The organism is Enterobacter sp. I4, from assembly GCF_022669095.1.
GTDB lineage: Bacteria > Pseudomonadota > Gammaproteobacteria > Enterobacterales > Enterobacteriaceae > Enterobacter > Enterobacter pasteurii.
Genome location: NZ_JALBUO010000002.1, coordinates 932,980 through 951,304, shown reverse-complemented (window position 1 = coordinate 951,304; position 18,325 = coordinate 932,980). Strand labels below are relative to the sequence as shown.

Below are 18,325 nucleotides of genomic sequence, written 5' to 3'. Positions count from 1 at the left end.
GTTTTAGAGGCAAGTTCATCAGGAAAGGGGACAACAATGACAAAAACAACCAGGGTGATTTCCTGGACCGCAGGGATTTTCTTGTTGCTGATTGTGGTCGCAATCATCATTATCGCCACGTTTGACTGGAACCGTCTCAAACCGACCATCAACCAGAAAGTCTCAACCGAGCTGAACCGCCCCTTTGCAATACGTGGCGATTTGGGCGTCGTGTGGGAGCGCCAGAAAGAGGAAACCGGCTGGCGAAGCTGGGTGCCCTGGCCGCACGTTCACGCCGACGACATTATTCTTGGCAACCCGCCGGATATCCCTGAAGTCACCATGATCCACCTGCCGCGCGTGGAAGCTACGCTGGCGCCGCTGGCGCTGTTAACCAAAACGGTCTATCTGCCGTGGATCAAACTCCAGCAGCCCGACGCGCGGCTGATTCGCCTTTCAGAGAAAAATAACAACTGGACGTTCGATCTCGCCAGCAGCGGCGATAAAGATCCGAACGCGCAGCCATCTTCGTGGTCTTTCCGCCTCGACAATATCCTGTTCGATCGGGGGCGGATCGCCATTGATGACAAGGTGAGCAAGGCTGACGTGGAGATCCTCGTCGATCCGCTGGGTAAACCGCTGCCGTTCAGCGAGGTGACGGGCAGCAAAGCTAAAGGCGATAGCGGCAAAGCGGGGGATTACGTTTTCGGCCTGACGGCGAAAGGGCGTTACAACGGCCAGCCGCTGACCGGTAAGGGCAAAATTGGCGGCATGCTGGCGCTTCGGAGCGAGGGCACGCCGTTCCCGGTGCAGGCCGACTTCCGCTCCGGTAATACCCGCGTGGCGTTCGTGGGCACGGTAAACGACCCGATGAACATGGGGGGCGTCGATCTCCAGCTCAAGTTTGCCGGTGACTCGCTGGGTGAACTGTATGAACTTACCGGCGTACTGCTGCCGGACACCCCGCCGTTTGAAACGGACGGGCATCTGGTTGCCAAAATCGACACCGAAAAATCGTCCGTCTTTGACTATCGGGATTTTAACGGACGCATTGGCGACAGTGATATTCACGGCACGCTGACCTATACCACCGGAAAACCGCGACCAAAGCTGGAAGGTGACGTTGAATCCCGTCAGCTGCGTCTGGCCGACCTTGGCCCGCTGATTGGCGTGGATTCGGGTAAAGGGACCCGGTCAAAAGAGGTCAAAAAGGACGTACAGCCCGCGGGTAAAGTGCTGCCGAATGACCGCTTCGAAACCGACAAGTGGGACGTGATGGATGCGGACGTGCGCTTCAAGGGGCGTAAAATTGAGCACGGCAGCACGCTGCCGCTGAGCAACCTCTCGACCCATATCATCCTGAAAAACGCCGACCTGCGCCTGCAGCCGCTGAAGTTTGGCATGGCGGGCGGCACCATCTCATCGAACATCCACCTGGAGGGCGATAAAAAGCCGATGCAGGGACGGGCGGAGATCCAGGCGCGTCGTCTGAAGCTGAAGGAGCTGATGCCGGACGTGGAGCTGATGCAGAAAACCCTCGGCGAGATGAACGGCGACGCGGACATTCGCGGTACGGGTAACTCCGTGGCGGCGCTGCTGGGTAACGGCAATGGCAACCTGAAGCTGCTTATGAACGACGGGCTGGTGAGCCGTAACCTGATGGAGATCCTGGGGCTTAACGTCGGGAACTTTATCGTCGGGCAAATCTTCGGTGACGACGAGGTGCGGGTCAACTGTGCGGCGGCAAACGTGGATCTGGTAAACGGCGTGGCGCGTCCGCAGATATTCGCCTTCGACACGGAAAATGCGGTCATAAACGTCACCGGCACGGCCAGCATGGCGTCCGAGCAACTGGATTTAACCATCGATCCTGAAAGCAAGGGCATTCGCATTATCACCCTGCGCTCGCCGCTGTACGTGCGCGGAAGCTTCAGCGATCCGCAGGCGGGCGTGAAGGCCGGGCCGCTGATTGCCCGGGGCGCGGTTGCCGCAGCGCTCGCCACGCTGGTGACGCCAGCGGCGGCGCTGCTGGCGCTGATTTCACCGTCAGAAGGCGAAGCGAATCAGTGTCGGACGATTTTGTCTCAGATGAAGAAGTAGACCCGTTTCGCCCTCTCTCTGTGGGAGAGGGCCGGGGTGAGGGCATCAGGCCGCAGTGAATTACAGCGCCTGATGCTTCGTTTCGTGCGTCAGCAGCAGCGCAATCAGCGTCAGCGCTGCCATGGCTGCCAGATAGACACCCACATAGAACAGGCCATAGTTCGCCTGGAGCCAGGTGGCGATATACGGTGCCACAGAGGCGCCCAGTATTGACGAAACGTTATACGAGAACGACGCGCCGGTATAACGCACTTCGGTCGGGAACAGCTCCGGGAGCAGCGCACCCATCGGGCCGAAGGTCAGCCCCATCAGGCTCAGGCCAATCAGCAGATATGCCATCACCAGCGCAGGGCTACCTGAACCCAGCAGCGGCGGGAAGACAAACAGCGCGAACAGGATAATCAGCGTGGTGATGACGATCATGCTCGAACGACGGCCAAACTTATCCGCCAGCAGGCCCGCGATGGGCACCATCACGCCAAACCCGATGACCGCCATCATCAGCATCCACAGCACCTCGTTACGCGGCAGGCCCAGCCCAACCGGCGCCGCGGCGGTACTGTAGGTCATGGAGTAAACGGTCATGATGTAGAACAGCGTGTAGGTCGCGAGCATGATAAACGTGCCCAGCACGGTCACGCGGACGTGTTTGGTCAGCAGCGTACCCAGCGGGACCTTGACCTGCTTTTTCGCCGCGGCAACTTTTGCAAAGACCGGCGTCTCGTGCAGCGATACGCGCACGTACAGGCCAATCAGAACAAGGACAGCAGAGAAGACGAACGGAATACGCCAGCCCCAGCTCATGAACTGTTCATCCGTCAGCAGCCAGGAGAGCAGCAGGAACGTGCCGTTAGCGAAGAAGAAGCCAATCGGTGCGCCCAGCTGTGGGAATGAGCCGTACAGGGCACGCTTGCGCGCCGGGGCGTTCTCGGTGGCCAGCAGCGCCGCGCCGCCCCATTCACCGCCCAGGCCCAGACCCTGACCAAAGCGCGCCAGCGCCAGCAGCACCGGCGCCAGAATGCCGATGGTTTCATAGGTCGGCAGCAGGCCGATGGCGACCGTGGAGATCCCCATGGTCAGCAGCGAGGCAACCAGCGTCACCTTACGCCCGACGCGATCCCCAAAGTGGCCAAAGACCGCTGAACCAATCGGACGCGCAACGAAGGCGATAGCAAAGGTGGCTAAAGACTGTAGCGTAGCGGCCGTCGGGTCGCCCTGTGGAAAGAAAATATGCGGAAAGACAATAACCGCAGCGGTGGCATAAATGTAAAAGTCGAAGAACTCAATGGCGGTGCCAATCAGCGATGCGACGACGACTTTATTGCGCGAATTGACCGGAACGTTTTCCGCCCCTTCGTTAAGTGTGGTGGCTGTTGCTTGCATAATATTTTCTTATTTTTGGACGAACGAAGGGCCATATTAGGCACAGCAAAAGCGACATTTCAATCTGTAACAAAGGCGCAGGATGGTTACAAAAGCAACAAAAAGCGGATAATTTTCAGACCAGCCAAAACACTTCCATGAAATGCTTCACACTTTTTAAATATCAGTCATTAAAACTGGTTTTGAGTTAAATAAAAGTTACGGTCTGGATTTATATGCTGAAATGATGAATCGGGCTGAAATATCAGCCCGGAAGCAGATCAGTGATGGGTTTTTCCCGGCATGCGCGGGTCATCTTTATACTCGGCCGTGGCGATCCACGCGGCGCAGAACAGCGTCAGGCGGGCGAAGAAATAGAAGAAGGCCATCAGCCCCAGCACCGAACCAAAAGCCGCACCGGAGGGGGACTTCACCAGCGACGGCAGCGTATAGGTCATCACGATTTTGATCGCCTCAAAGCCAATGGCGGCAATCAGCGTCCCGCGGATCAGCGCCTTTTTGCGCGGACGATGGCGCGGCAAGCGCCAGAAGATCCAGAAGAACAGCAGATAGTTAGCAAAGATGGAGATGGCCAGCCCAATGCCGCGCCAGGCCGGCTTCAGCCACTCAATGTAGTCCAGGTAGAGCGCGGAGATAATCATCTGCTGCGCGGAACCGGCGACCGAGGTGATGGAGAGCGTAATGACCAGCGCCACCAGCAGACCAATCAGCGAGATAAAGTCGCGCAAATACTTCACCCATATCTTCTCCTGATCCTGCGGCGTTCGCTCCCAGACGTCACGCGACTGGGCGCGAATGGCCTCACGCAGGTTGCCCATCCAGTTAACCCCGGAGTAGAGGGCAATCAGCAAACCGACGATACCCACGGTGGTACGCTGCTGAACGGCGGTGTTGATGGTGCTTTTGAGCGTCGTGGCGAGCGTCTGGTCGCTGACGTTGGCCAGGATCTTATTGAAGATGTCCTGCAGCAGCGTCGGGTGAGAGGCCAGCACAAAACCGGCGGCGGCAAACGACACCATCAGGATGGGAATCATCGACAGGAAAGAGAAGTAGGTGATCGCCGCACCGAACTGGTTTCCCATGCGGTCGTTGAAGCGCTCCGCGGCGCGTATCAGGTGCGCAATAGCAGGTATCTGCTGAATTTTTTCAGCTATGCCGGTCACGGTGCCCAGCGCTTTGCTGGCCGTTCCGGGCTCTTTCGGCGCTTCAGGCTCGTTATCCATCTTTTGGATGGGTTCATAATCTAAATGTTGAGTCGGTCGTTGCGGGTTATTTTCCGGCGTCACGCGCATTTTCCTTTTCGTTGAGCTGGATGTTACTGAATTATAGCTTGCGTCTAGTCTACGTAAGCTTTTGTGAGTTCGGTAAGCCACTCCATAAACACATGCACCCGTCGGGAGAGGTTACGGCGGTGGGGATAAATGAGGGAGACGGGCATCGGTTCAGCCCGGTATTGCGGCAGGATCTCAACGAGTTTTTTCGTGCGCAGCGCATCACGTACCCCGACGCGCGGCACCTGAATAATGCCCAGCCCTGCGATACAGGCGGCCTGGTAGGTCTCCGTACTGTTGACCGTCAGTACGCCTCCCGTTTTCACCCACCGGGTCTCGCTGCCGATGTAATACTCAAACCCCTGCGGGCGCGTGCCCAGCGTAGTGGAGTAGTGAATGATGGCATGTGAGGCTAAATCTTCCAGCGTTTCCGGATAGCCAAAACGCGTCAGATAATCCGGGCTGGCGCAGTTGATCGCGGAGAGCTTACCGAGCGGTCGGGCGATAAGCCCGGAATCCTTTAACGTGCCTACGCGAACCACGCAGTCAAACCCTTCGCGGATGACGTCCACCAGACGATCGCTGCTGCTCAGCTCCAGCTCAATACCGGGGTACTGCTGTAAAAATGCAGGCAGCTTAGGGATGACTACATTTCGCGCAATGGCAACGGGCATATCCACACGCAGCCGTCCGCTGATGGTGGAGGGGTCGTGCAGGAACATGCCGTCCAGTTCGTCCAGGTTCATCAGCAGATCTTTAGCACGTTCGTAATAGACCATGCCGTCCTGCGTCAGGCTGACGCGGCGGGTGGTGCGGTGCAGAAGCCGGGTGCCGAGCGCGTTCTCCAGCGCCTGGATCTGCCGCGATACGCTCCCTTTCGGCAGGCTTAACGTTTCCGCCGCGCGGGAAAAACTCTCCAGTTCCGCGACGCGGAGGAAAAGCTGCATTGCGTGAATTTTATCCATAGATGTTAGTCATTGTTGTTATGAATGAAACAGTGAAGCGTTAGCGGCAGTATTTATTGATTTTCTACCATCTAATAAGCTCATTCTCAATCTCCATCACAACCGAAACGAGGTGAATCATGACTGAACGCATTGCATTAGTGACGGGCGGCAGCCGCGGATTGGGTAAAAATGCCGTTTTGAAGCTGGCCGCGGAAGGGACCGGCATCATCCTGACGTGGAACAACAGCCAGCAGGAGGCGCAGGACGTTGTGCAGGAAATCGAGCGAAAAGGCGTTAAGGCGGCTGCATTAAAGCTTAACGTCGGCGATACTGCAGGCTTTGAGCGTTTTGCTCAACAGGTTCAGGACACCCTTAAGCGCGTGTGGCAACGCGACACCTTCGACTATTTAGTGAACAACGCAGGTACGGGCTTATACGCCCCCTATACCGAGACGACGGAAGCGCAGTTTGATAACGCAGTGAACGTCCATTTCAAAGGGCCGTTTTTCCTGACGCAGCGGCTGCTGCCGTTAATAAAAGACGGCGGGCGGATCCTGAACGTCTCCAGCGGGCTGGCCCGTTTCACTCAGCCGGGCTCAGGCACCTATGCGGCAATGAAGGGGGCGATGGAGGTGCTGACCCGCTATCAGGCGAAGGAGCTGGGAGCGCGTGGCATTTCGGTCAATATTATCGCGCCGGGCGCCATTGAAACCGACTTCGGCGGCGGCCGCGTGCGGGATGACGCCGGGCTTAACCAGCTGCTGGCCTCGCAAACCGCGCTGGGGCGCGTGGGCCTGCCCGATGATATTGGTGACGCCATTGCGGCCCTGCTCAGCGATAAGCTGGGCTGGATGAATGCGCAACGTATTGAAGTTTCAGGCGGTATGTTCCTGTAACGTTCACTCTTAAGGGGGAGGGAACCCTTTTAAGGAAATCCTTAATCCGGGTGTGTCTAAATGCTGGAAGATATAAAGATAGCCGGGGGTTTTGTAACCGCTCCATTCATTGAGTTTTTTCTTAAATAACGCCTCTGTAGAATCCCCCTTCGCTATTCTCAGAGGGAGTAAAACGATGCGAGTAATCATGTTTGACAGGCAGTCAATATTTATTCATGGAGCGATGTGCAGTCTGCAAAAATTAATTCCGGAAATAGATATGACAGGGACCCGTCAGGCTGATGAATTATGGACGCTTTTATCGGCGTCCCCCTCCGCTATCGTGATGATTGACGGATATTTAATTCGCGATACTGGCGTGACTTTACTGGAAGCGATCGTGGATCGCTTTCCAGCGGCGCGTATCGTGCTGGTACTAGCGAAAAAAGAGCCGCGCTGGGTTGAGCAGATGCTTCAGCGCAACGTGGTGGCGATCGTTCCCCGCCATGCGAATCCTGAACGCTTTTCCGCGGTGCTGGATTCCGTATCGCGAGGAATGGTTTGCTTTCCCGGCGAGTGGCTTGAGCAACAGCCATCGCAGGATGAGCTGGCGTCGTTAAGCGAGCGCCAGCGTGAGGTGCTGAAGCTGCTGGCTGCCGGGGAGTCAAATAAGGAGATTGGCCGTAACCTCAACATCAGCGCGGCAACGGTAAAAGCGCATCTGGAAACGCTTTTCCGCCGCCTTGATGTCAAGAACCGGACGCAGGCCGCGATGTACTACACCCGGGCGACGGCCTGAAGGATCGTCTCTGGCACAAGGGATTCGTTCCCAAAGCTGAAGAGCGTTAATACCAGAGCATCATGCTGCTGTTGGGGTAAAGGGCGTCCAATCGTTTCCCGCAGCAGCGTTTCACAAAGCTGGATATCGTCGAGAAGCAAATACTCCGCCTCTGCCGGAGTGATGGGGCCGTTAAACTTTTCCCACTGGCGTATCACGTGACCGTAGCCAATAACCCACATCCCGTTTTCATCACGATATTTTTCCAGGGAAAGACCCTGCTGTTTCTTTATTAATGCGATTGCCGCAGAAGATATTTGCAGTGCATAACCTGTCATACGCGTTTCCTCTTAATGGCGCGACTATAGAGGAAAAGCAGACCGGGATATATCCGCCAAATGGCCGTTGATCAGGCTTTATTTAACGGATATTCCTTTTTTAACAAACCGAATAGCCAGTCGTTATGCCATTGCCCCGAAAGGAAATAACTCTCGCGAAGTTCGCCTTCCAGCAGAAAGCCCGTTTTTTCCAGCAGCCGCCTTGAGGCGATATTTCCCGCCGTCACGGTCGCGGTGAGGCGACGAATTTTGCCCGACGTAAACGCGAAATCGCACAGAGCCTTAAGAGATTCATAGCCGTAACCTTTTCCCTGGGCCGCGGGCGCAAAGAGAAAGCCGACTTCGGCACAATCCGCTTCCCGGTGAACGTAGCCGGTAACGCCCAGCGGCGTCTGGCTGGCCGTATCGCGCACGACAAGGCACAGCCAGCGTAAGCAGCCCGGCGTCCAGGGCGTCAGGCGCGCCTCAAAGGCTTCCCGAACGTCTTCCTCGCTGCGATCCTCCGCGACAAAACGCATTACCTCGGCATTTTGCTGAAGCGCCAGAAAAAAGGGCCAGTCCTGCTCTTGCAGGGGCGAGCAGGTGAGGCGCGCGGTGGTAAAAACAGGCATTAAGATTCTCCTGAGAGATTTCACACGATTAAAGGGTTGTCACTTTATTTCAACAGAAAGTCAGGTATGTTTAACCTCGTATAAATAAAAAGAAAAACGGCCTTTAGCGCCACTTTAGCAGTATTCGTTGTCTCTCAAGGAAAACAATGATGGTTAGCTCATCGCATCATACCCGCGAGCAGTTTGAACACTGTCTGGCGGCGATCCGTCAGGCATCTGTTGAAATCTTACTTCTGCTGAATGTACAGGTTTCCGAAGGAAAAGATCCACGCTGGTTTCTGGAACAGCTGGACAGCGCCCGCCTGGGGCTGGGCGGCTGGGGAGCCGTTGCCAGAAAGCTGAACCTCAATGATGCGGAAATGACGGCATTTACGCTCCAGCTGCGCTTGCTTCAGCAGCGCGTACCCCAGTATGAAAGCGGGCAGGACGTTAGCGAAAACCAGCTGATTGCGGCGATGCGCTTCGTGACGGCGCTTGAATATCTGCGTCTGCAACAGCCCCTCCTGACGTACGATACCGGAACGGTGCCGGAGAGCGAGAGCCAGCGCCAGGCGCAGAAACAGGTGCGGGCCATTGAGCTGACGATCAAAGGGCTGATTCAGCAGGCGTGGCCCGATCCGGTGCGGCTAAATAATCATCTTAAGACCCTGTTTAACGCCGATCGCGTGCGTCGCTGGCTGAAAAACGGCGAGATTAACGACGTTCTGAGCGGGATGCTGTTCAGCGAGCTGGCCCAGATGCTGGTGGATAAAAAGGAGTTCAGCCGCTACTACTCGTCGCTGTTTAACGCGCCTGACATGTTGACGCTGCTGGTGGAGCCGCGTAAAACCCTGCAAACCTTCCTCGAAGATATCCGTCAAATCCGCAACAGCATTACCGTTCAGCAGCCGTTGAGCAGGGCGCAAATTCAGCTGCTCGACAGCTATTACGCGCAGATCGCTCGCCCCGTTCAGCGCGCGTTTGAGGAAGGGCGGACGCGCGTTAACCCGGCGGCGCTGATGGCGGTGGATGACGGTGAGCTGCACGCGTTCTGGGAAAAGGCGCAGAAGATGGACCGCACCACCGGCGGCGATCTCTTTGAAGTGCGCGACAGCATCGAAAAACCGACCCAGCGCGCCCCGCGCACGCCTGAGCAGCGCGAACAGCTGATTTCCGGCGCGCTGTGGGGCGCCGTGGGGGTGATGGCTATCGCGATTATCGTGGGGGGCGTCTGGCTGGTGACCGGCAGTAATCCACAGCCGGCCGTTGCCAGCACGGCGCCACCCGCGCCGGTGCAGGAGATGCGGGAAACCCCTTCCTCGCGCGAAACGCTGACGCGTATGGGCGTAACCTGGGATGAAAACAACTTCCGCTCAGCCATCAGCCGCAATGATACCCGCGTGGCGCTTCTGTTCCTGCAGGGCGGGATGGACTGGAAAGTTTCATGGACCGAAGAGGCGCTGTCGGCAGGCTATGACGACGTGCTGGAGCTGATGCTGCGCTACCGCCTGCAAATGTCAGAGCAAAAGCCCTGCCGTCGCTTTATCAATACGCTTAGCCACGCGATGGCGAACGGTGAATCGCTGACGTCTATGCGCAAGCAATACCTGAAAGCGTTCTGTACCGTACCCGCGGTGGTGAAGCGCCAGCAGCATGACGCAGAGATGGCCGCGCGCCGCGCGAAGACGCAGCCGGATGCAGGCACGAAAAAATGGCAGTCCATCCAGACCGCCATTTATGAGGTGATTCGCTGATGATTTCTCCCCCTCACCCCGGCCCTCTCCCCTCAGTGGGAAAGGGTTAGGGTGAGGGGATAAGGTCAAGGCTCTCCATACAGCCCAATCAGCCTGCGCACCACGCCATTCGTCCAGCCGAAGCCATCCTGTAACGGATACTCACCCCCGCCGCCCTCGCGCGGCGTGCTGCTGGCGATGTGGTACTTCTCGATCAGCTTGTGATGGGTTTTATAGTAATGGTTCACCGTATGCAGCCAGCTCCAGGCGATCTCATCACCCAGCGAGTCGTTGCCGTACTGCTTGAACCCCTGAATTGCCATCCACTGCAGCGGCGCCCAGCCGTTAGGCTTATCCCACTGCTCGCCGGTTTCATATTCGGTGGCGAGAATGCCGCCCGGCGTAAGCAGGCGTGATTTCACGGCGTCGGACAGCCGCTCCGCCTGCTCGTGCGTCGCCATGCCCACGTACAGCGGCACGATGCTGGCCGCGGAGAACAGCGCCTGGGCTTCGCGTCGCCAGTCATAATCGCGATAACAGCCGTTCTCGTCATCCCACAGGTAGCGGTTCACCGCCGCGCGGCGATCGCTGGCCTTCTGGCGGAACAGGTCGGCGGTCTCTTTATCCCCCTTCGACGCCGAAATGTTGGCGATAGCGCTCTCCAGCTTGAACAGGAAGGCGTTCAAATCGATGGGGATAAACTGCGTCGTGCGGATGCTGGCCAGCCGCGCCGGATCGCGCAGCCAGCGGGACGAATAGTCCCACCCGGAGGCTGCCCCGGCGCGCAGGTCGCGGTACACCTCATTCGGCGGACGGCCGGAGTGGCGGGCGGTTTCAACGTCCTCAATCCAGGACTCGTCGCGCGGGGTATCGCGGTCGTCCCAGTAGCGGTTGAGCAGGGAACCGTCCGGCATGCGCACCGCGCTGCGGTAGGCCTGGTTAAGCAGCAGCGATTCCGCCCCGTCCATCCAGAAGGCGTACTCCATTTTAAGATGCTCAAGGTAGCGCTTCGCGCCGCGCACGCCGTCCTCTTCAAACAGCTCTACCATCAGGGCAAAGACCGGCGGCTGAGAGCGGCTGAGGTAGTAGGTACGGTTACCGTTAGGGATATGGCCGTAGCGCTCGATAAGCCAGGCGAAGTTATCGGCCATGCACTTCAGCAGATCGTTGCGGCCGCTTTCCGCCAGCCCCAGCATGGAGAAGTAGGAATCCCAGTAGTAAGTCTCGCTGAATCGCCCGCCGGGGACGATATAGGCCTGCGGCAGCGCCAGCAGCGACGACCAGGGAATATGGTCCTGCGGCTCGCGCGTCAGCACCGGCCACAGATTATCAATGTGTTCCTTCAGGGACAGACCGGGGTCAGAAATATACTCTTTGCTGTAATCCTCCGGCAGCCAGAAGTGATTCTCCACGAAGCGCGCCAGGTCGAAATCGCGATGGCGACGCACCTTGCGGTAGCGAATCAAAATATCCAGCGGATCCATTTTGGGCGCACAGTCGGGGAAGGTTTTGCTGTCCGCAAACAGCCGCGACGACTGCACGTGTTCAAACAGTTCAAGGTAGCGGTCTGCGGGCGTCAGGGCATCGGACGCCGGCAGCCCTTCAATCATTTCCGGTTCCGGCTCCGCCTCGATCATCTCATCCAGTTTTAACTCGCAAGGATCGGTTTCGTAGCGCAGCTCCTCTGCAATCTCGAACTCGATCTCCTCGGCAGTCTGTAGTTTCTGGTTGAACATGGTGATAAAGACCTCCGGTTGTGTGTTCTCAAAGACTGGTTTTTCCGGGCGTCCTATAAGCGTAGACATTCGCTTCGGTAGATGTGGGGGGATATGTGCGGTAGATCACTATTTTCGGAGCATTCGTTTTGCAACGATTTATGAATGTTAATGAAAAATGCCCCTCCGGGGAGGGGCATCAGGCTTAACGCATGGTCACAAACTCTTCCGCCGCCGTCGGGTGGATCGCCACGGTGTTATCGAAGTCTTTCTTCGTTGCGCCCATCTTCAGCGCCACCGCGAAGCCTTGCAGGATCTCGTCCATGCCGAAGCCAATGCCGTGGATGCCGACAATCTTCTCGTCAGGCCCGACGCAAACCAGCTTCATGCGGCACGGCTGACGGTGCGAGGTGACGGCGGTATACATCGCCGTGAACGCCGATTTATACACTTTCACCTGGTCGTCGCCGTACTGCTCGCGGGCCTGCGGCTCGGTTAAGCCGACGGTGCCGATTGGCGGATGGCTGAACACCACGGTCGGGATATTGCTGTAGTCCAGATGCTCGTCCGGCTTGTTGTTGAACAGGCGCTCGGAGAGACGACGGCCCGCCGCAACGGCTACCGGGGTCAGTTCTACCGCACCGGTGTTATCGCCAACGGCGTAAATGCCCGGTACGCTGGTGTTCTGGAACTTATCGACGACGATATAACCTTTTTCATTGGTTTTCACGCCCGTCGCGGCCAGGTTGAAGTTGTCGGTTGCCGGTTCACGACCAATCGCCCAGATCAGGCAGTCGACGGTCTGGCTGCGGCCATCCTCCAGCTCAAGCGTCAGGCTGCCGTCTGCATTTTTCACTACCGCTTTTGGCACGGCGTTGGTGTGCAGGGTTGGGCCTTCAGCGTTCATTACCTCGACCAGGGTCTCGACGATCAGCGGATCGAAGCTGCGCAGCGGCGCGTGCTTACGCACGAACAGGTGCGCTTCCGCACCCAGGCCGTTAATCACGCCGGCCAGCTCAACCGCGATGTAGCCTGCGCCCACGATGGCAACGCGCTCTGGCAGGGCTGGCAGCTCGAAGAAACCGTCGGAGTCGATACCGTATTCCGCGCCCGGAATGTTCGGGTGGCTCGGACGGCCGCCGGTGGCGATCAGGATGTGATCGGCGGTGATCGTCTCGCCGTTCACTTCGATCGTTTTCGCGTCCACGAAGCGGGCGAAGCCGCGGATCACGTCGACGTTATTTTTGCCCAGCACGTTATCGTACGAGGTGTGAATGCGGTCGATGTAGGCGGTACGGCTGGCGATCAGCTTGTCCCAGTCGAAATGATTGATGGTGGTGTCAAAGCCGTAGTCCGGGCCATACATATGAATAGCTTCACGGATTTGCGCGGCATGCCACATCACTTTCTTCGGTACACAACCCACGTTCACGCAGGTGCCGCCCAGCGCTTTGGCTTCAATCAGCGCACACTTCTGGCCGTACATGGCCGCACGGTTGATGGAGGCGATGCCGCCGCTGCCGCCGCCGATTGCGATGTAGTCATAATGCTTAGTCATAGCTTTTGTCCTTAATCGTGAATTGCCGCGATTGTATACCTGAAATCAATAGTTTCCACCGATGGCTGCGATTACTCCGGCACGATCCAGCTGACCGTGGCGTGCCCCGTTCCGGCAGGCACCAGCGTTTTGTGCAGCCACGGCAGCACGTTGTTCATTTGCGCTTCCAGCTTCCACGGCGGGTTGATAACGATCATGCCGGAAGCGGTCATGCCGCGCTGGTCGCTGTCCGGGCGTACCGCCAGCTCAATTTGCAGGATTTTACGGATGCCGGTGGCTTCAAGGTCTTTAATCATGCGCTTGATCTGCGCGCGCAGCACCACCGGATACCACAGGGCGTACGTCCCGGTCGCAAAGCGCTTGTAGCCTTCATTGATGCCGGTTACCACCGCCTGATAGTCGGTTTTGATTTCGTACGGCGGGTCGATTAGCACCAGGCCGCGGCGGGAAACCGGCGGCAGTTTGGCTTTCAGCTGCTGGTAGCCATCGCCTTTATCCACGCGGGCGCGGTTATCTTTCTGAAACTCAGAGCGCAGCAGCGGAAAGTCGCTCGGGTGCAGCTCGGTCAGCTGGAGGCTGTCCTGCTCGCGCAGCAGCTGGCGGGCAATCAGCGGAGAGCCAGGGTAATAGCGCAGCTGGCCGTTGCGGTTGAAATGATTCACCACGCCTATGTACGGCTCCAGTTCGGCAGGCAGATCGTCCTGCTGCCAGATACGGGCAATCCCTTCGAGATATTCACCGGTACGCTCGGCATGCTCACCGCTCAGCTGATAACGGCCCGCGCCCGCGTGGGTGTCCAGATAGAGAAACGGTTTATCCTTCTCTTTAAGCGATTCGATAATGAGGCTCTGAACGGTATGTTTGAGAACGTCGGCGTGGTTGCCAGCGTGGAAGCTGTGGCGATAACTAAGCATGGGTAATGAAATTCCGCTGAAATGACGATTTGCCACAGTTTACAGCAGAACGGTTCAGATTACCCGCAGGCGCGGTAAGCGCGGCTATTGAAATCCTCTACACTTAACCCCATTACTGAACCATATGCACAGCGCCGGATGCGCGCTACATTCACCTATTTCAACAGGACAGCGTTTATGACCAATCCATTACTGACGCCTTTTTCGTTGCCACCGTTTTCTAAAATCCTCCCCGAGCATGTGGTTCCAGCCGTTACGCAGTCGCTGGAAAACTGCCGCGCGGCGGTAGAAAACGTGGTCGCGCAGGGCGCGCCGTACACCTGGGAAAATCTGTGTCAGCCGCTGGCCGAAGTGGACGACGTGCTGGGGCGCATTTTCTCCCCGGTGAGCCACCTAAACTCGGTGAAAAACAGCCCGGAGCTGCGTGAAGCCTACGAACAGACCCTGCCACTGCTCTCCGAGTACAGCACCTGGGTCGGCCAGCACGAAGGGCTGTACAAAGCCTACCGCGACCTGCGCGACGGCGACCACTATGCAGGGCTCAACACCGCGCAGAAAAAATCGGTCGATAACGCCCTGCGCGATTTCGAACTGTCCGGGATTGGCCTGCCAAAAGAGAAGCAGGTTCGCTACGGCGAAATCGCGGCGCGCCTGTCCGAGCTTGGCAACCAGTACAGTAACAACGTCCTCGACGCCACCATGGGCTGGACGAAGCTGATTACCGACGAAGCCGAGCTGGCGGGTATGCCGGAAAGCGCGCTGGCGGCGGCGAAAGCCCAGGCGGAAGCGAAAGAGCAGGAGGGCTTCCTGTTAACGCTGGATATCCCGAGCTACCTGCCGGTGATGACCTACTGCGACAACCAGGCGCTGCGTGAAGAGATGTACCGCGCCTACAGCACCCGCGCCTCCGATCAGGGGCCGAACGCGGGCAAATGGGACAACAGCCCGGTGATGGCGGAAATCCTCGCCCTGCGTCACGAGCTGGCACAGCTGCTGGGCTTCGACAGCTACGCGGATAAATCTCTCGCCACCAAAATGGCCGAGAACCCGCAGCAGGTGCTCGACTTCCTCACCGATCTGGCGAAACGCGCCCGTCCGCAGGGTGAAAAAGAACTGGCTCAGCTGCGCGCCTTCGCCAAAGCGGAGTTTGGCGTGGATGAACTTCAGCCGTGGGATATCGCGTACTACAGCGAAAAGCAGAAGCAGCACCTCTACAGCATCAGCGACGAGCAGCTGCGCCCGTACTTCCCGGAAAACAAAGCCGTAAACGGCCTGTTCGAAGTGGTAAAACGCATCTACGGCATCACCGCCAAAGAGCGTACCGATATCGACGTCTGGCATCCGGACGTGCGTTTCTTCGAGCTGTATGACGAGAAAAACGAGCTGCGCGGCAGCTTCTACCTCGATCTCTACGCGCGTGAGAACAAGCGCGGCGGGGCGTGGATGGACGACTGCGTGGGCCAGATGCGTAAAGCGGACGGAACCCTGCAAAAACCGGTCGCCTACCTGACCTGTAACTTCAACCGTCCGGTCAGCGGCAAGCCGGCGCTGTTCACCCACGATGAAGTGATCACCCTGTTCCACGAGTTTGGTCACGGTTTGCACCACATGCTGACCCGCATCGAAACCGCAGGCGTCGCCGGTATCAGCGGCGTGCCGTGGGATGCGGTCGAGCTGCCAAGCCAGTTTATGGAAAACTGGTGCTGGGAGCCGGACGCGCTGGCGTTTATTTCCGGCCACTACGAGACCGGCGAACCGCTGCCGAAAGCGCTGCTGGATAAAATGCTGGCGGCGAAAAACTACCAGGCGGCGATGTTTATCCTGCGCCAGCTGGAGTTCGGCCTGTTCGACTTCCGCCTGCACGCCGAGTTCAGCCCGGAGCAGGGTGCAAAAATCCTCGAGACCCTGGCCGAGATTAAAAAGCAGGTCGCGGTTATTCCAGGGCCTGCCTGGGGACGCTTCCCGCACGCGTTCAGCCATATCTTTGCAGGCGGCTACGCGGCGGGCTACTACAGCTACCTGTGGGCCGACGTGCTGGCGGCAGATGCCTTCTCTCGCTTCGAAGAGGAGGGGATCTTCAACCGCGAAACCGGGCAGTCGTTCCTCGACAACATTCTGACCCGCGGTGGTTCAGAAGAGCCGATGGAGCTGTTCAAACGCTTCCGTGGCCGCGAGCCGCAGCTGGATGCGATGCTGGAGCATTACGGGATCAAAGGCTGATTGCTACGTGAAGATCTGCTTAGTAGATGAAACGGGCGCCGGAGACGGCGCCTTATCTGTTCTGGCGGCCCGCTGGGGGCTGGAGCACGATGAAGACAACCTGATGGCGCTGGTGATGACGCCGGAACATCTCGAGCTGCGCAAGCGCGACGAACCGAAGCTCGGCGGGATTTTTGTCGATTTTGTCGGCGGAGCGATGGCGCACCGGCGCAAGTTCGGCGGCGGCCGGGGCGAAGCGGTGGCCAAAGCGGTCGGCATTAAAGGGAGCTATCTGCCGGACGTGGTTGACGCCACGGCGGGGCTAGGGCGCGACGCGTTTGTGCTGGCCTCGGTGGGCTGCCGCGTGCGGATGCTGGAGCGTAACCCGGTTGTCGCCGCGTTGCTCGACGACGGGCTGGCGCGAGGTTACGCGGACCCGGAAATCGGCCCGTGGTTGCAGGAGCGTTTGCAGCTGATCCACGCGTCAAGCCTGACGGCCCTGACGGACATTGCGCCGCGCCCGCAGGTGGTTTACCTCGACCCCATGTTCCCGCACAAGCAAAAAAGCGCGCTGGTGAAGAAAGAGATGCGGGTGTTTCAGTCGCTGGTGGGGCCGGATTTAGATGCGGACGGCCTGCTGGAGCCTGCCCGCCAGCTTGCAACGAAGCGGGTGGTGGTGAAACGGCCTGACTACGCGCCGCCGCTGGCGGACGTTGCCACGACCAATGCGGTGACCACCAAAGGACACCGGTTTGATATTTATATCCCCTCACCCCAACCCCTCTCCCCATAGGGGCGAGGGGCTCGATCGTTCCCTCTCCCTGTGGGAGAGGGTTAGGGTGAGGGGAATTTAATGCACTTACTCGTCTTCTTCGTCGCGCAGAGGAACAATCAGCATATCCACATGCACGGTGTTAATCAGCTGGCGCGCTGAAGACATCAGCTTGCTCCAGAAGTCCTGATGATGACCGCATACCACCAGGTCCATATCGTATTTTTTAATCGCATCAACCAGCACCTGGCCCAGGTCGCCGCTACCGCTTAAGGTTTCGGTGATCGGATAGCCCGCGTTGGTGGAAAGCTCGCTCAGCGCGTGGTGAGTCTCTTCGGAGATGCGCTTCTGCATATCGCCAAGATTCACGTCGATCAGACCGGTGTAAAGGTCGGAGTAATTCACATCAACGTGAATCAGCGAAACTTTCGCGTTGTAGGGACGTGCCATAGAGACTGCTTTATCAACCAGCACTTTGCTCTCCGGGGAGAGGTCTACCGCGATAAGAATGTGTTTGTAAGCCATAGTGTTACTCCTTCCTTAAGTTATCGATGACTAAATGGGAAAGCGTCGTCTGATGCTTTCATTACGGCCCAGTTAAACATATTTTTCAAGCTTTGGTGTTGATAACGATTAACCTTGTGGCAAAAAAATTAACGGATCTCCTACACTATTCAATGAGCCGTTCGGATATCAAAACGCGAACCGGATCGACTTTTAGTCATTCTTTCACTGAACTGTCTGTCAGGGCATTGGTGTGCGGTAGCTCAGGAGCCTCGCTTCGTGGGCGGACGCCGGGGAGGATGTATGATTAGCACCGTCGCATTGTTTTGGGCGTTATGCGTGGTTTGCATAGTGAATATGGCGCGCTACTTCTCATCGTTACGTGCGCTGTTAGTGGTACTTCGTGGTTGCGATCCGTTGCTTTATCAGTATGTGGACGGTGGAGGGTTCTTCACCTCGCACGGGCAGCCCAGCAAGCAGATGCGTCTGGTGGGGTATATCTACTACCAGCGCTACCGCGATCACCACGATGAAGAGTTTATCCGTCGCTGCGAGCGCCTGCGTCGTCAGTTCATTTTGACCAGCGCCCTCTGTGGCCTGGTGCTGGTGAGTATGATTGCACTGATGATTTGGCACTGAGCATAAAAAAAGCGGGTCAGTTTCCTGACC

At 57.7% G+C, this 18,325-nt stretch carries 16 protein-coding genes; 7 read left to right on the top strand and 9 right to left on the bottom strand.

The window, feature by feature from the left end; translation table 11 throughout:
• The first annotated feature begins 36 nt into the window (after nt 1-36).
• Nucleotides 37-2,079 (top strand): AsmA family protein, encoded by a 2,043-nt coding sequence (locus tag MOQ06_RS16950; protein WP_193354557.1) that lies wholly within the window; start codon nt 37-39, stop codon nt 2,077-2,079.
• A gap of 60 nt (nt 2,080-2,139) precedes the next feature.
• Here MOQ06_RS16950 and MOQ06_RS16945 read toward each other — a convergent pair whose 3' ends face one another.
• The 3 genes from MOQ06_RS16945 to MOQ06_RS16935 form a co-directional block, all read right to left on the bottom strand.
• Nucleotides 2,140-3,462, bottom strand: a complete 1,323-nt coding sequence (locus tag MOQ06_RS16945) for an MFS transporter (protein ID WP_242174071.1) — start codon at nt 3,460-3,462, stop codon at nt 2,140-2,142.
• Nucleotides 3,463-3,722: 260 nt separating this feature from the next.
• Nucleotides 3,723-4,748: an inner membrane protein YhjD gene (gene yhjD, locus MOQ06_RS16940; RefSeq protein WP_148420502.1), complete on the bottom strand. Its 1,026-nt coding sequence runs from the start codon at nt 4,746-4,748 to the stop codon at nt 3,723-3,725.
• Nucleotides 4,749-4,798: 50 nt separating this feature from the next.
• Entirely contained in the window at nt 4,799-5,698 is a 900-nt protein-coding gene (locus tag MOQ06_RS16935; protein WP_148420503.1) for a LysR family transcriptional regulator, read from the bottom strand.
• Between the two features lie 119 nt (nt 5,699-5,817).
• Between MOQ06_RS16935 and MOQ06_RS16930 the strand changes: the two genes are divergently transcribed.
• Together MOQ06_RS16930 and MOQ06_RS16925 are read left to right on the top strand one after the other, a co-directional pair.
• On the top strand, nt 5,818-6,576 hold the full coding sequence (locus MOQ06_RS16930; RefSeq protein ID WP_242174068.1) for an SDR family oxidoreductase: 759 nt from the start codon (nt 5,818-5,820) through the stop codon (nt 6,574-6,576).
• Between the two features lie 175 nt (nt 6,577-6,751).
• The gene (locus MOQ06_RS16925; RefSeq protein ID WP_148420505.1) at nt 6,752-7,354 is read left to right on the top strand and encodes a response regulator transcription factor; all 603 of its coding nucleotides are present in this window, start codon (nt 6,752-6,754) and stop codon (nt 7,352-7,354) included.
• Here the strand turns inward: MOQ06_RS16925 and MOQ06_RS16920 are convergent.
• Together MOQ06_RS16920 and MOQ06_RS16915 are read right to left on the bottom strand one after the other, a co-directional pair.
• Nucleotides 7,333-7,671, bottom strand: a complete 339-nt coding sequence (locus MOQ06_RS16920; protein ID WP_193354553.1) for a lysozyme — start codon at nt 7,669-7,671, stop codon at nt 7,333-7,335. The two genes, MOQ06_RS16925 and MOQ06_RS16920, sit on opposite strands and share 22 nt — an antisense overlap.
• Nucleotides 7,672-7,742: 71 nt before the next feature.
• Complete coding sequence (locus MOQ06_RS16915; RefSeq protein ID WP_242174067.1) at nt 7,743-8,282, bottom strand: GNAT family protein; 540 nt, start codon at nt 8,280-8,282, stop codon at nt 7,743-7,745.
• 146 nt (nt 8,283-8,428) lie between these two features.
• On the opposite strand from MOQ06_RS16915, the gene MOQ06_RS16910 reads away from it, so the two are divergent.
• Nucleotides 8,429-10,015 carry an STY4199 family HEPN domain-containing protein gene (locus tag MOQ06_RS16910; protein WP_242174064.1) on the top strand — a complete coding sequence of 529 codons (1,587 nt, stop codon included), beginning with the start codon at nt 8,429-8,431 and terminating at the stop codon, nt 10,013-10,015.
• A gap of 65 nt (nt 10,016-10,080) precedes the next feature.
• On the opposite strand, the gene MOQ06_RS16905 is transcribed toward MOQ06_RS16910, so the two are convergent.
• The 3 genes from MOQ06_RS16905 to MOQ06_RS16895 form a co-directional block, all read right to left on the bottom strand.
• On the bottom strand, nt 10,081-11,730 hold the full coding sequence (locus tag MOQ06_RS16905; protein WP_176611161.1) for an alpha,alpha-trehalase: 1,650 nt from the start codon (nt 11,728-11,730) through the stop codon (nt 10,081-10,083).
• Nucleotides 11,731-11,914: 184 nt separating this feature from the next.
• The gene (gorA, locus tag MOQ06_RS16900) at nt 11,915-13,267 is read right to left on the bottom strand and encodes a glutathione-disulfide reductase (protein ID WP_148420509.1); all 1,353 of its coding nucleotides are present in this window, start codon (nt 13,265-13,267) and stop codon (nt 11,915-11,917) included.
• A gap of 71 nt (nt 13,268-13,338) precedes the next feature.
• On the bottom strand, nt 13,339-14,181 hold the full coding sequence (locus MOQ06_RS16895; protein ID WP_148420510.1) for a 23S rRNA (adenine(2030)-N(6))-methyltransferase RlmJ: 843 nt from the start codon (nt 14,179-14,181) through the stop codon (nt 13,339-13,341).
• 177 nt (nt 14,182-14,358) lie between these two features.
• Here MOQ06_RS16895 and prlC point away from each other — a divergent pair, with 177 nt between their 5' ends.
• Both prlC and rsmJ read left to right on the top strand, forming a co-directional pair.
• Nucleotides 14,359-16,401 carry an oligopeptidase A gene (gene prlC, locus MOQ06_RS16890; protein ID WP_176609255.1) on the top strand — a complete coding sequence of 681 codons (2,043 nt, stop codon included), beginning with the start codon at nt 14,359-14,361 and terminating at the stop codon, nt 16,399-16,401.
• Between the two features lie 7 nt (nt 16,402-16,408).
• On the top strand, nt 16,409-17,173 hold the full coding sequence (rsmJ, locus tag MOQ06_RS16885; protein WP_242174062.1) for a 16S rRNA (guanine(1516)-N(2))-methyltransferase RsmJ: 765 nt from the start codon (nt 16,409-16,411) through the stop codon (nt 17,171-17,173).
• Between the two features lie 66 nt (nt 17,174-17,239).
• Here rsmJ and uspA read toward each other — a convergent pair whose 3' ends face one another.
• Entirely contained in the window at nt 17,240-17,677 is a 438-nt protein-coding gene (uspA, locus tag MOQ06_RS16880; RefSeq protein ID WP_003861223.1) for a universal stress protein UspA, read from the bottom strand.
• A 282-nt stretch (nt 17,678-17,959) separates the two neighbouring features.
• Between uspA and uspB the strand changes: the two genes are divergently transcribed.
• On the top strand, nt 17,960-18,295 hold the full coding sequence (gene uspB, locus MOQ06_RS16875) for a universal stress protein UspB (protein WP_059294351.1): 336 nt from the start codon (nt 17,960-17,962) through the stop codon (nt 18,293-18,295).
• Nucleotides 18,296-18,325 lie beyond the last annotated feature (30 nt).

What these genes read in the sequence shown, in the direction of transcription:
- MOQ06_RS16950 (WP_193354557.1), top strand. Translation starts at nt 37, where the DNA reads ATGACAAAAACAACCAGGGTGATTTCCTGGACCGCAGGGATTTTCTTG.
- MOQ06_RS16945 (WP_242174071.1), bottom strand. Translation starts at nt 3,462, where the DNA reads ATGCAAGCAACAGCCACCACACTTAACGAAGGGGCGGAAAACGTTCCG.
- MOQ06_RS16935 (WP_148420503.1), bottom strand. Translation starts at nt 5,698, where the DNA reads ATGGATAAAATTCACGCAATGCAGCTTTTCCTCCGCGTCGCGGAACTG.
- MOQ06_RS16930 (WP_242174068.1), top strand. Translation starts at nt 5,818, where the DNA reads ATGACTGAACGCATTGCATTAGTGACGGGCGGCAGCCGCGGATTGGGT.
- MOQ06_RS16925 (WP_148420505.1), top strand. Translation starts at nt 6,752, where the DNA reads ATGCGAGTAATCATGTTTGACAGGCAGTCAATATTTATTCATGGAGCG.
- MOQ06_RS16920 (WP_193354553.1), bottom strand. Translation starts at nt 7,671, where the DNA reads ATGACAGGTTATGCACTGCAAATATCTTCTGCGGCAATCGCATTAATA.
- MOQ06_RS16915 (WP_242174067.1), bottom strand. Translation starts at nt 8,282, where the DNA reads ATGCCTGTTTTTACCACCGCGCGCCTCACCTGCTCGCCCCTGCAAGAG.
- MOQ06_RS16910 (WP_242174064.1), top strand. Translation starts at nt 8,429, where the DNA reads ATGATGGTTAGCTCATCGCATCATACCCGCGAGCAGTTTGAACACTGT.
- MOQ06_RS16905 (WP_176611161.1), bottom strand. Translation starts at nt 11,730, where the DNA reads ATGTTCAACCAGAAACTACAGACTGCCGAGGAGATCGAGTTCGAGATT.
- gorA (WP_148420509.1), bottom strand. Translation starts at nt 13,267, where the DNA reads ATGACTAAGCATTATGACTACATCGCAATCGGCGGCGGCAGCGGCGGC.
- MOQ06_RS16895 (WP_148420510.1), bottom strand. Translation starts at nt 14,181, where the DNA reads ATGCTTAGTTATCGCCACAGCTTCCACGCTGGCAACCACGCCGACGTT.
- prlC (WP_176609255.1), top strand. Translation starts at nt 14,359, where the DNA reads ATGACCAATCCATTACTGACGCCTTTTTCGTTGCCACCGTTTTCTAAA.
- uspA (WP_003861223.1), bottom strand. Translation starts at nt 17,677, where the DNA reads ATGGCTTACAAACACATTCTTATCGCGGTAGACCTCTCCCCGGAGAGC.
- uspB (WP_059294351.1), top strand. Translation starts at nt 17,960, where the DNA reads ATGATTAGCACCGTCGCATTGTTTTGGGCGTTATGCGTGGTTTGCATA.